The organism is Lewinella sp. IMCC34183 (assembly GCF_003390915.1).
GTDB lineage: Bacteria > Bacteroidota > Bacteroidia > Chitinophagales > Saprospiraceae > Neolewinella.
Window position 1 is genome coordinate 224,707 of record NZ_QMEM01000008.1, and the last position, 11,893, is coordinate 236,599.

Here is an 11,893-nt window from a genome sequence, read left to right on the forward strand (position 1 = left end):
CATATCCCCATGACGCCCTCCACCGCATTCCAGCCCATAATTCCCGTCAGCGATCGCCTCGGTGAGACCGAGGAGTACTACTTCAGCAAGAAACTGCGGGAGATCGCCGCCCTGCGCGCCGCGGGCAAGGACATTCTCAACCTGGGCATCGGCAGCCCGGACCTGCCCCCCGCCCCCGAGGTGCTGGACGCCCTGGCCGAGAGCGCCGCCCGGCCGGGTAGCCACGGGTATCAGCCCTATACGGGCCGGCCGGAACTGCGGCGGGCCTTTGCCGACTGGTACGCGCGCTACTTCCGTACGGAGCTTGACCCCGACAGTGAACTGCTTCCGCTCATGGGCAGCAAGGAGGGTATCATGCACGTCAGCATGGCCTTTCTGAACCTGGGGGACGAAGTACTCGTACCCGACCCCGGCTACCCCACCTACCGTTCGGCCACCGAGCTGGCGGGCGGCAGCGTACGCTCCTACGCCCTCACCGAGGAAGCCGGCTGGCTGCCCGATCTCGACGGTCTGGAAGGGGAGGGGCTGGACCGCGTCAAGATCATGTGGATCAACTACCCCCACATGCCCACCGGCGCCGCGGCACCCGAAGACTTCTACCCGCGGCTGATCGATTTCGCCCGACGCAACGGCATTCTGATCGTCAACGACAATCCCTACGCCTTCATCCTCACCGACGCCGTGCGCAGCATACTGGCCGTCCCCGGCGCCAAGGAGGTGGCCCTCGAACTTTCCAGCCTGAGCAAGGCACAGAATATGGCCGGCTGGCGCGTTGGCGTACTGGCGGGTGCGGCACCCTACCTGGAAACCGTTCTGCGCTTTAAATCGAATATGGACAGTGGTATGTTCCTGCCGGTCCAGCAAGCGGCTACCGTGGCCCTGGGGTTAGGACAGGAATGGTACGACGACCTCAACACCGTATACCGCGAGCGACGTGCCGCCGCCTACCGCATCATGGACGCGCTGGGTTGCCGCTACCGGACGGACCAGGTGGGCCTCTTTGTCTGGGCCCGCTGCGCCGACGGCACGGACGGCTACCGCACCTGCGACCGCGCCCTCTACGAACACGACGTATTCCTTACCCCGGGGGGCATCTTTGGCCCGGCCGGTACGAACTACGTCCGCATCAGCCTGTGCAGCCCCGTCCCCGTCCTGGAAGAAGCACTCCGGCGCTTCGGGGGCGTGGTAGACGCGGCCTCTGCTCCGGACAATCAAGAAAGTGCCTCATGGTAGTCGGTATCGTAGGCATAGGACTCATCGGCGGATCGCTGGCCATCAGCCTCAAGGAGAGCGGGTTGGGTGCCCGGGTGATCGGTATGGACGCCAGCCAGGAGAACCTGGACAAGGCCGTCCGCCGCCGGCTGATCGATGCGGACCTGTCGCTCGACGCCGGCATACCGCAGTGCGACGTCGTGGTCCTGGCCACGCCCATGGACGCCATGCTGCACCTGCTCCCCGATCTGCTGGACCGGCTTACGCCCGCCCAGACGCTGGTCGACGTAGGCTCCACCAAGGAAACGCTCCTCGCTACCGTCCGCGATCACCCGAACCGCGCGCGCTACGTGGCCTGCCACCCGATGGCCGGCACGGAGTTTAGCGGACCAGAAGCCGCCGTACCCGATCTGTTCCGTGACAAGACCTGCGTGATCGTGGATGCCCACGACAGTGCCCCGGACGCGGTGGATACCGCCAAACAACTCTTCAGCAGCGCGGGAATGCGCTTTACCCACCTGGACAGCGGCGCCCACGACCTGCACTGCGCCTACGTGAGTCACATATCCCACATCGCCAGTTTCGCCCTGGCGCTGACGGTGCTGGAAAAGGAAAAGGACGAACAGCGCATCTTTGAGCTGGCCAGCTCCGGATTTAGCTCCACGGTGCGTCTCGCGAAGAGCTCGCCCGATATGTGGGTGCCCATCTTCCGGCAGAATCGCGACCACGTTCTGGACGTACTCGACGAGCATATCGAACAGTTGTCCCGGTTTCGTACCCAGCTGATCAAGCGCGACTTCGAAGGATTCCACGAGCGGATCCGGAAAGCCAATCAGATCACCAAAATCTTAACCTGAATCGCCGGCAAGGGTACTAACCCCTGCGCCGGCACACAAAAATTTAAAACGAAGTACACCATGGAAATGAAAATCGACAAGGTCATCGAACCTACTCCCGGCCGCGGTATCGTGATCGCCGGCCCCTGCAGCGCCGAAACCGAAGGACAGGTGATGCAGTGCGCCAAGGACCTGGCCAAACTCAATCAGGTCGACCTCTTCCGCTCCGGCATCTGGAAGCCGCGTACCCGTCCCGGCAGCTTTGAGGGCGTCGGTAAGGAGGGCCTGCAGTGGCTCAAGCGGGTCAAGGAGGAAACCGGCCTGAAAACGACCACCGAGGTGGCAAAGGCCAGCCACGTATACGACTGCCTTAAGGCCGGCATCGACGTCGTCTGGCTCGGAGCGCGGACGACTGTCAACCCCTTCAGCGTGCAGGAAGTCGCCGACGCCCTGAACGGCACGGACATTCCGGTAATGATCAAGAATCCCATCAACCCCGATCTCGGGCTCTGGATCGGCGCCGTGGAGCGCATCTACAAGGCGGGCATAACCAAGATCGGCCTAATTCACCGCGGCTTCAGCTACCACGGGGAGACCGTATACCGCAACGTGCCGCGCTGGCAGATGGCCATCGAGATGAAGCGCCGCTTCCCAGAACTCCAGATGGTGGTCGATAACAGCCACATCTGCGGCAACCGCCACATGCTGGCCGAGGTGGCCCAGGAAGCCCTGAACCTCAACTACGACGGTCTCATGACCGAGGTACACCCGCGCCCGGACGAGGCCTGGTCCGATGCCGCCCAGCAGATCACCCCCGCCGTGTTTGGCGAATTGCTCGAAGGTTTACGCCTGCGGAAGCCGTCAGCCAACGAAGTAGAAATGGAGCGCCTCACCGAGCTGCGTCGGCAGATCGATGAGATCGACAGCGACCTTATCGGCATGATCGGCCGCCGCATGAAGCTCGCCGACCAGATCGGTCACTTCAAGGCCGAGCGCAACATTGCCGTTCTTCAGGAAAGTCGCTGGGACGAAGTTCTCAAGGAAGCCAGCCAGCGCGGAAAGGACCACGGCCTGAGCGAAGAATTCATGCACGGGTACCTGCGGGCGATCCACCAGGAGAGTATCGACCACCAAGATGCTATCGTTAATAAGGCGCAGTAGCAGATAGCAGTTAGCGGGTAGCAAGTAACCTATTTGCTACCCGCTACTCGCTATCACCCTTCCATGCCGGAGACCAGGTCCCCTTCCATCACTTCGGGATCGCCCTTGAGGTGCGGCTTCAGTTTGCTCTGGAAGTTGGTATGCTCGTCATCGGCGACGTGCTGCTCGAAGTGGGCGTAGGTGTCCCAGCACTCCATGGTGGCGAAGTGGGCGTCGTTGTCGCGGTCGCGGATCAGGTAAAAGAACAGGCAGCCTTCCTTGGCGCGGCTGGCCTTTGCGTGCTCACGGAAAATGGGCTCAACTTCATCGGGCTTGTCAAGATTGAACTTGGCGGTGAGGTAGAGTTGCTTGGACATGATGTTATGGTTTCTCACGTAACGGACGGGGTGATTTAGGGTTTAGCAGGTAGCAGGTAGCAGGTAGCAGGTAGCAGGTAGCAGGTAGCAGGTAGCAGGTAGCAGGTAGCAGGTAGCGCAGGTCATCGGATGTGCGCCGACGCAGGAGGCCACATCGGATGTCCGGAACGCAAGCCAGCAGTATAGTTAGGTAGTTCGTAGCAGGTAGCGCAGGTCATCGGATGCGCGCCGACGCAGGAGGCCACATCCGATGTCCGGAACGCAAGCCAGCAGTATAGTTAGGTAGTTCGTAGCAGGTAGCGCAGGTCATCGGATGCGCGCCGACGCAGGAGGCCACATCCGATGTCCGGAACGGCACGTGCTACACGCTACAACCTAAACATTAAACCGGAAGTGCATCACGTCCCCGTCCTGCACAACGTACTCCTTGCCTTCCACATTTAGCTTTCCGTTGTCGCGGGCACCGGATTCGGAGCCGTACTGCACGAAGTCAGGGTAGTGAATGACCTCAGCGCGGATGAAGCCTTTTTCAAAGTCGGTATGGATCACGCCGGCCGCTCCCGGGGCCTTGGTGCCGCGGCGGATGGTCCAGGCGCGGACCTCCTTCTCGCCGGCGGTGAAGTAGGTGACCAGATCGAGCAGGGAGTAGCTGGCGCGGATCACCTTGTTGACGCCGGGCTCGGTGAGGCCCATCTCCTCGATAAATTCGGCGCGCTCTTCTTTCGTTTCCAGTTCGGCGATGTCGGCCTCGATGCCGGCGGAGATCAAGATGATCTCGGCGTCCTCCTCGGCTACGGCCTTGCGGAAGGCGCGGGTGTGGTCGTTGCCGTCCTCGATGCTGTCGATATCTACGTTGCAGACGTACAGGATCGGCTTGCCAGTGAGGAGCATCATCTCCTTGACGACTTCCTGTCTGTCTTCGTCGGTCTCAAAGGACCGGGCTGGTTTCTCGCTCTCCAGGTGGGCCAGCAGGGCTTCGCCCACTTCCACGATGCGCTTGGCGTCCTTGTCGCCACTCTTGGCGGTGCGGCGGAACTTATCCACCTTCTTTTCGACGGTGTCGATATCCTTCAGGATGAGCTCCGTGTCGATGATCATCTTGTCGCGGACGGGGTCCACGCTGCCGTCGACGTGGACGACGTTGTCGTCCTCGAAGCAGCGGACGACGTGCAGGATGGCGTCTGTTTCCCGGATGTTTCCGAGGAACTGGTTGCCCAGGCCCTCGCCCTTGCTCGCTCCCTTGATCAGGCCGGCGATGTCGACGATGTCCACGGAGGTGGGGATGACCTTTTGGGGATTCACGAGCTCTTCCAGCTTGTCCAGCCGCGGATCGGGGACCGTGATGACCCCCAGGTTGGGGTCCTTGGTGGCGAAGGGGTAGTTGGCGGCCAGGGCCTTGGCCGAGGTGAGCGCGTTGAAGAGGGTGGACTTTCCCACGTTCGGCAGGCCGACGATACCACACTTGAGTCCCATAGATCAGAAGATTTTGCTAACGGGCGGCAAAGGTACGACGCAGCGGCCGGGGCGGGAAAGCCGGGATTAGAAATTCGGCCCCTTGGGTTGCATCAGCTCCTCGAAGAAGTAGGCCATCAGGGCCGGCTGGAAGGCCAGCACGAGTACGGAATAGGCGACCAGTCCGAAGATGGCGCCCCACAGGTGGGCGTTGTGGCCGATGTTGCCCACCCCCCGCTTGTCGGCATAGTGGGAGTACAGGATGTAGCCGATGCCCAAAAGGATGGCCGGGAGCGGCGGAAAGATGAACCAGTTCCATGGGGCCAGCATGATGTAGGGCCAGATGGTGGCGGCCACGCCCCCGGAGGCGCCCAGGCTGGCGTAGCTGCGGTTGTTCTGGTGACGCAGGTAATCGGGCACGCTGGCCGCGACGATCGCTACCAGATAGAAGATGAGGTAAGCCAGCTTTCCGAAGGTTGGACCGAACAGGTAGTCCGTAAAAATGAATTCCACGGAGCCACCGAAGATGTACAGCGCGTACATATTGAACAGCAGGTGCTGGAAGTCGGCGTGAATAAACCCGTGGGTCAGGAAACGGTAGTACTCTCCCCGTTCCTTGATGGCGGAGGGCAGAAAGATCAGGCGCCCACGCAGTTCGGGGTTGTTGAACGCCTGCCAGGAGATCAGGACGGTAATGAGAATGATGATGATGGTCATGGCGGCGGTTTACGTCCGTCGGGCTATCTTGCCCGCTCAAGCTATAGCAATGAACTACCGACCAATTTGGTTGACCTGCCTGCTACTCTTCGTTCTGACGGCCGGCGGCTGCGTTGCGCAACAACCTCAATCTACCCCAATGACGGATTCTACCCCGGGTATGGCCCACACCGTTTATTTCTGGCTCCAGGATGGACTCAGCGACCAGGAGCTGGAAAGCTTCGAAGCCGGCGTCCGCAGTCTGGAAGCGTCACCCACCGTCCGTAAACTCTTCCTGGGAGGCCCCGCCGCCACCCCGTCCCGCGGCGTGGTCGACAACAGCTTTGACTACAACCTCGTCCTCTGGTTTGACGACGTGGCCGGCCACGATGCCTACCAAATTTCCCCCGTACACCTCAAGTTCGTCGAGGACCACGAGGACAAGTTCAAGGAAGTCCGGGTATTCGATACCCAGCTGGCCGACTAGATCAGCTCCGCGCGGGCCCGCCGCAGCCGGTCCCGCACGTCGATGGGTAACTTGCGGAAGCGGGCACGTTCCCGCCGATGCATCCCTTCCTCCCAAGTACACAAGGCCCACCCCTGCGTGAACGTGGAAGCCACCACCCACGCCACCGCCCAGCCGGGCAGGACGAACAGCAGCGGCAGGTACAGCAACTGACCCACCGCGACCGTCGCGAACCGCAGCGGACTGTAAAACTCGATACGCTTCGGGCCGGTCAGGGCAATGCCCTCGGCGAGCACCCAAAGCGGTAGTTGAGGAAGCAGCAGCAGTGCCGCCACCAGCATCCGCCACCACGACGGCCGGTCGGAACCGCCGAGCAGCGCCTGGTCGGTCAGCCGCTGGGTGTACAGCTCGCTGGCGTACCGCCGGGCGGCGCCCACGTCCGTGCGGCCACTGCTCATTGCCGCGAGTTCCGCATCCAGCAGTTTGCCATGGTGCGTCACGCCGTATTCCGCGGTGCCCGCCCCGTTGCGGTGTACTTCCAGCAGGGTTTGGTAGGCATCATCGGTGTCCGGCTCCGGGAGCTGCACCACCAGGGGAGAAAGCGCGGCGTGCAGGTCCTCGGTAAGTTCGCGCAGCCCGGCCGCCTCGTTGGCGCGGTACCCTGCCAGGTACGCACTGGTCCGCAACGGTTCGCCGCAGCGGATCATTACCGTTGAGCGGACCCGCTCCGGGGCCGAGTAGTTGACGCCTACAGGTACGATGTAGACTTCCCCCAGCGTATTGTCACGGTCCAGCGCGCCGAGGGCGATGCGGGCCGTTCCCTTGCGGAGCGGACGCAGGCGTTTCTCGTGAATGCACCGCCCTTCGGCGAGGATCATGAGGGCGCGCGACTTGCTTAGGGCGCGGTAGCAGGCCTCGAAGGTATCGTAGTTGCGCGTCAGTTGCTCGTAGCCTCCGTCCTGCATCCGGTACACCGGCAGAATATGGAGGGCCCGCAGCAGCACCGCCGCCAGGCCGTTGCGGAAGAAATCACCGCGCGCGAGAAAGTGCAGCGGACGGTTCTGGAAGCAGGCCATCAGGCAGGGCTCGATGAAGGCGGTGGGGTGGTTGGCGGCCAGGATAACGGGGGCGTCGCGCGGGATGTGCTGCAGCCCCGTCAGGTCGATGGTGCGGTAAAAGCGCGCCAGGGTGAAGCGGGCGACCGGCCGGACGAGGTGGTACAGCATCTACAGGTCATTGCGGCGGGCGGCCAGCAGGTACAGCACCGACATGCGTACTGCTACCCCGTTCTCCACCTGCTGCAGGATGATGCTGTGCTCCGAATCCGCCACCTCGGTGTCGATCTCCACCCCCCGGTTGATGGGGCCGGGATGCATAATGACGATGGGCCTGTCGAGCCGGTCCATCCGCTCTTTCGTGATACCGAAGTACCGGTTGTACTCTCGCAGGCTGGGGATATACTTGGTGTCCTGCCGCTCCAGCTGAATACGGAGTACGTTGGCCACGTCGCACCACTGGAGACTGTCCTGCACGTCGTGGCTCACCTCGACGCCCAGGCTGCCCATATGCTTGGGGATCAGGGTGGGGGGGCCGCACACCCGCACGTGGGCGCCGAGCCGCTGGAGGCAGAACACATTAGACAGGGCCACCCGCGAATGGGTAATATCGCCGAAGATGCAGATGCGCTTCCCGCGCAGGTCGCCGCCGAGGGCGTCGCGCATGGAGTAGGCGTCGAGCAGCGCCTGGGTGGGGTGCTCGTGGGTGCCGTCGCCGGCGTTGACGATGCTGGCGTCGATCTTGCCGGCCAGGAAGTGGTGGGCGCCCGGGGCGGGGTGGCGCATGACGACCATGTCCACCTTCATCGCCAGGATATTATTTACCGTATCCAGTAGGGTTTCTCCCTTCTTTACCGAGGAGCTCGAGGCGCTGAAGTTGACCGTATCGGCACTCAGGCGTTTTTCGGCCAGCTCGAAGCTGATGCGTGTACGGGTGGAATTCTCGAAGAAGAGATTGGCGATGGTGATGTCGCGCAGGCTGGGCACCTTCTTGATGGGGCGGTTGATCACCTCCTTGAATTCGCGGGCGGTGTCCAGGATCAACTCGACGTCAGCGGCGGTCAGGTACTTGATGCCGAGGACGTGCTTGGTCGAGAGTTGCTGAACGGAGGCCATGGGCGGTATTAGGATCCGAGAAGAAGTATTTGGTCCGTGCCGTGGGTTTCGCGCCACTGCACGTCGACGTATTCGTCGGTGAGGCTGTCGACCAGGACGCCACGGTAATTGGCCTGTACGGGCAGGGTGCGCCGGAAGCGGCGGTCCACCATCACCAGCAGTTCCACCTCGGAGGGGCGTCCGTAGTGGTTGAGGGCCGTCATGGCGCTGAGCACGGTGCGGCCGCTGAAGAGCACGTCGTCCACCAGGATGACGCGTTTGTCCTCCACCAGGAAGTTGATCGTGGTGGGGTGGGCGGTGAGCGGGCCGGCCTTGGTCCGGAAATCGTCGCGGTAGAAGGTGATGTCGAGTTTGCCGAAGGGCAGTTCGCGCACGCCCAACGCCTGTAGCCGTGCGTGGAGTCGCTCGGCCAGCTGCACGCCGCCGGTCTGGATGCCGATGAGGCAGGAATCGGCAAAGTCCCCGTGCTCCTCCATGAGGTGGCGGCACAGCCGCTCGATGGTCAGGGCGAAGCGGGCGCTGTCGTGTATGATGCGGGTATCGGCCACGGTGCGAAGGTAGCCGGGGAACGGTAGAAAATCGAATTTAGGAACCACAATGTAGCAGGCTTCCCGTAGCCCACCTTCCGGCTGGCGGCGGCGCGCGGGTGCAATGAAGTAAACAAGCGGGGCAGGGTATGGGTATTCAAGGTCCGGACCGCACTTCGCCCCGCGCCAACGCCCGGGCGGCGACGATCCGCAAATCCGCTACTCCATGCAATACCGCGCCGGCCGGGACAGTGACTTTACCCACCTGCAGACCTTCGTCTGGCAGGCGATCTTTCCGGCCTTCGACGTAGCCGGCCTCACCGACGAACAACGGGCCGAGAATGACCGCACGGTGGAGAAGGCCCGCGAGCGGGTGGGGAAGGCCCTCACCGATCCCGCGGCGGTGATCGTCACCGCCTGGGACGAGCGCCGGCGGGCCCTGGCCGGCTACTGCCTCCTGCGCCGCCGGGGCGCGGACACGGCTACCGTAGACCAGTTGTTTGTCCGGCGGGCCGACTGGGGCACCGGTATCGGCGAAACGCTGATCCGGGAGGCGACGGAGCGCGTGGGTGCCTACCGGGAACTGCTGGTAGCGCTGCGCCCGTACAATGAACGGGCCATCTCTTTCTTCGAAAAGCTCGGGTTCGCGGACACCGGTGAGGCGACCTCCGGGACCGGTCCCGCCCGGCGGATCCTCGCGCGGGCCGGCGACGGCAGCGCGGCCACCGATACCGCCGATTTTCCGTCCGCCGATGACGAGCCGCACTTCGAGCCCGTCTACGCGGCCCTGCCCGACTACACCCTGGCCAGCGAGGAACTGTCCGCCGACCCGATCTTCGACCCCGAGCAGTCGACCCTCGACGAGCAGCAGCTCACCGAGCTCGAGCAGTTTATCGCCCGCGCCAAGGCCAAGAAGGCCGGCGGGGCGGGCCCGGCACCGGAAAAAAAAAGCCAGGTTCCGACCGGTGACATCCCCGAACCGCCCCTGACGCGCCACCCCGAGATCACCCTCGAGATCGACACGGGCGGGGAAAAGCCACCGGTCGCCCCGCCCACCCCCGGCCCGCTTCCCTTCGAGTTTGTCTTCGACCGCGAAGACCCCGCACCCGCGCCCCGCCGCCCGGAGAACGACGAGCCCCCGGCACCGGAACCGACCCCGGAGCCAGAAGACGATCCACTTGAGCTGCACGACATCCCCGATCCCGAACCCGCCATTTCGGTGAGCCAGCTCCGCAGCGCGCTGGAGGACCGCCTGGGCGAGCGGCTGACCGCCTACTTCGGTGCCGACCGGCTACCCAGCTACCTGGAGGTGTACTGGAAGGCCGACAACTACCACCGCATCCGTGACGCGGGGCTGCACGGTCTGGCGCGCTACCTCAACAACGGTGCGTCCCCGGTCGCCAAGGCCCGCCGCAAGGCCACCGTGCTGGCCGATTTGGTTGAGTACTTTATCGTGGAGACGGCCCGCGACCTGCACGGCGACCGCTTTCCCCAGCGGCTGCTGCGCTACCAGGCGATCGACTGGACGCGGGTTGACCTGTTCCAGCTCGTCAAGGATTACCTCGACTTTGACGCGGAGGAGGACGTAGTGTACACCGACTTCGTGACCATCCCGCCGAAGGTGCTCAAGAACGCCACCACCCAGTACCTGCATGGCACGCGGGACGAGCGCGTATTCTTCATCTGCGACCAGAGCCTGTTTGGCAACGGCAAGACCGGCTTCGCCTTCACGGACGCGGCCCTTTACTGGAAGAACGTACTGCAGCCCGCCGGTGTGGTGACCTTCACCACCCTGCGGCGGGTAGAACCAGTGGGCGGTCACCTGTTGCTGGACGGTCAGTACTTCGACGCGGGCGGCCGGCTCAACCTCCGGGTGGCCCTGTTGTTGGATAAGCTCCGCCGAATGGACCTGCCGCAGTGATTACCTTTGCGCGCCCAAAACCGCCCCATGCATTACCTGACCCGCCGCGAGACCTTTAACGCCGCCCACAAGCTGGCCGTGGCCGACTGGCCGGACGACCGCAACCGCGAAGTGTTCGGCAAGTGCGCCAACCACAACTGGCACGGGCACAACTACGACCTGCGCGTCACCGTTTGCGGTACGCCCGATCCCGTAACCGGCTTCGTGATGGATGCGAAGGTGCTGTCCACTCTCGTCAAGGCGGAGGTCGTGGACCGGCTGGACCACAGCAACCTGAACCTCGACATCGACTGGTTCAGCGACGGGCGGCAACCCACCACCGAAAACCTCACGAGCGCGATCTGGGAGCGTTTAGCTCCGGCGGTCGCGGCTGCCGGCTCCCAACTGTACCGGGTCCGCCTTTACGAAACCGAAAATATCTACGCCGACTATTACGGTCCGGCTGGAAGACCATAACGTATGCCCCTAAAGAACGTCCTCAAGTACGACGAGGAAATCACCGACACCATCAGCGACCACTACGCCCAGATCATTGGGGAAGTAGGCGAAGACGTCACCCGTGACGGACTGCTGAAGACACCCGTACGCGCCGCTAAGGCCATGCAGTTCCTCACGCAGGGCTACGAGATGAGCGCCGAGAATATCCTGCGTTCGGCCATGTTTGCCGAGGACTACTCCGAGATGGTCATCGTGAAGGATATCGAGTTTTACAGCCTGTGCGAGCACCATATGCTGCCCTTCTTCGGCAAGGCCCACGTGGCCTATATACCGGACGGCTACATCGTCGGCCTCAGCAAGATTCCCCGGGTAATCGAGGTATTCGCCCGTCGCCTCCAGGTACAGGAACGGCTCACGGACCAGATCCTGCAGTCGATCCACGCCACCCTCCAGCCATTAGGCGTAGCGGTAGTCATCGAGGCCCGTCACATGTGCATGATGATGCGCGGCGTCCAGAAGCAGAGCAGTGTGACGACCACTTCGGCCTTCACCGGTGCCTTCAAGTCGGAGCGCACGCGGAATGAGTTCCTTAAGCTGATTACCAGTAGTTTACATTAGGTAGCTAGTTCTGTAGTACTGTAGTTCTGTAGCACCGAG

General features: G+C 63.0%; 13 protein-coding genes. 7 read left to right on the forward strand and 6 right to left on the reverse strand.

What is annotated here, in order from left to right; genetic code table 11:
• Positions 1-9: 9 nt before the first annotated feature.
• Genes DQG19_RS17095 through DQG19_RS17105 form a run of 3 tightly spaced genes read left to right on the forward strand, consistent with a single transcriptional unit; the run spans position 10 to position 3,209 of the window.
• Complete coding sequence (locus DQG19_RS17095; RefSeq protein WP_198661784.1) at positions 10-1,233, forward strand: pyridoxal phosphate-dependent aminotransferase; 1,224 nt, start codon at positions 10-12, stop codon at positions 1,231-1,233.
• On the forward strand, positions 1,227-2,069 hold the full coding sequence (locus DQG19_RS17100; protein WP_116127509.1) for a prephenate dehydrogenase: 843 nt from the start codon (positions 1,227-1,229) through the stop codon (positions 2,067-2,069). Before DQG19_RS17095 ends, DQG19_RS17100 begins: the two co-directional genes overlap by 7 nt.
• Positions 2,070-2,129: 60 nt before the next feature.
• Complete coding sequence (locus DQG19_RS17105; protein ID WP_116127510.1) at positions 2,130-3,209, forward strand: bifunctional 3-deoxy-7-phosphoheptulonate synthase/chorismate mutase type II; 1,080 nt, start codon at positions 2,130-2,132, stop codon at positions 3,207-3,209.
• Between the two features lie 53 nt (positions 3,210-3,262).
• On the opposite strand, the gene DQG19_RS17110 is transcribed toward DQG19_RS17105, so the two are convergent.
• The 3 genes from DQG19_RS17110 to DQG19_RS17120 all read right to left on the reverse strand — a co-directional run bounded on the left by DQG19_RS17110 (position 3,263) and on the right by DQG19_RS17120 (position 5,734).
• Positions 3,263-3,565, reverse strand: coding sequence for a putative quinol monooxygenase (locus tag DQG19_RS17110; protein ID WP_116127511.1), 303 nt, complete (start codon positions 3,563-3,565; stop codon positions 3,263-3,265).
• 375 nt (positions 3,566-3,940) lie between these two features.
• Positions 3,941-5,038, reverse strand: a complete 1,098-nt coding sequence (gene ychF / locus DQG19_RS17115; protein WP_116127512.1) for a redox-regulated ATPase YchF — start codon at positions 5,036-5,038, stop codon at positions 3,941-3,943.
• A gap of 66 nt (positions 5,039-5,104) precedes the next feature.
• Positions 5,105-5,734 (reverse strand): rhomboid family intramembrane serine protease, encoded by a 630-nt coding sequence (locus DQG19_RS17120; protein WP_116127513.1) that lies wholly within the window; start codon positions 5,732-5,734, stop codon positions 5,105-5,107.
• Positions 5,735-5,873: 139 nt separating this feature from the next.
• Here DQG19_RS17120 and DQG19_RS20985 point away from each other — a divergent pair, with 139 nt between their 5' ends.
• The gene (locus tag DQG19_RS20985; protein WP_157974571.1) at positions 5,874-6,200 is read left to right on the forward strand and encodes a Dabb family protein; all 327 of its coding nucleotides are present in this window, start codon (positions 5,874-5,876) and stop codon (positions 6,198-6,200) included.
• Here DQG19_RS20985 and DQG19_RS17130 read toward each other — a convergent pair.
• Genes DQG19_RS17130 through pyrR form a run of 3 tightly spaced genes read right to left on the reverse strand, consistent with a single transcriptional unit; the run spans position 6,197 to position 8,898 of the window.
• Positions 6,197-7,405, reverse strand: coding sequence for a 1-acyl-sn-glycerol-3-phosphate acyltransferase (locus DQG19_RS17130; RefSeq protein ID WP_116127515.1), 1,209 nt, complete (start codon positions 7,403-7,405; stop codon positions 6,197-6,199). The genes DQG19_RS20985 and DQG19_RS17130 overlap by 4 nt on opposite strands.
• Positions 7,406-8,350, reverse strand: coding sequence for an aspartate carbamoyltransferase catalytic subunit (locus tag DQG19_RS17135; protein ID WP_116127516.1), 945 nt, complete (start codon positions 8,348-8,350; stop codon positions 7,406-7,408).
• Between the two features lie 8 nt (positions 8,351-8,358).
• Positions 8,359-8,898, reverse strand: a complete 540-nt coding sequence (gene pyrR, locus DQG19_RS17140) for a bifunctional pyr operon transcriptional regulator/uracil phosphoribosyltransferase PyrR (RefSeq protein WP_116127517.1) — start codon at positions 8,896-8,898, stop codon at positions 8,359-8,361.
• Positions 8,899-9,103: 205 nt separating this feature from the next.
• On the opposite strand from pyrR, the gene DQG19_RS17145 reads away from it, so the two are divergent.
• From DQG19_RS17145 to folE, 3 genes are read left to right on the forward strand one after another with little or no spacing between them, the layout of a single operon-like run.
• The gene (locus tag DQG19_RS17145) at positions 9,104-10,798 is read left to right on the forward strand and encodes a GNAT family N-acetyltransferase (RefSeq protein ID WP_116127518.1); all 1,695 of its coding nucleotides are present in this window, start codon (positions 9,104-9,106) and stop codon (positions 10,796-10,798) included.
• A 27-nt stretch (positions 10,799-10,825) separates the two neighbouring features.
• Positions 10,826-11,254: a 6-pyruvoyl trahydropterin synthase family protein gene (locus DQG19_RS17150; RefSeq protein WP_116127519.1), complete on the forward strand. Its 429-nt coding sequence runs from the start codon at positions 10,826-10,828 to the stop codon at positions 11,252-11,254.
• 3 nt (positions 11,255-11,257) lie between these two features.
• On the forward strand, positions 11,258-11,854 hold the full coding sequence (gene folE, locus DQG19_RS17155; RefSeq protein WP_116127520.1) for a GTP cyclohydrolase I FolE: 597 nt from the start codon (positions 11,258-11,260) through the stop codon (positions 11,852-11,854).
• Positions 11,855-11,893: the final 39 nt, after the last annotated feature.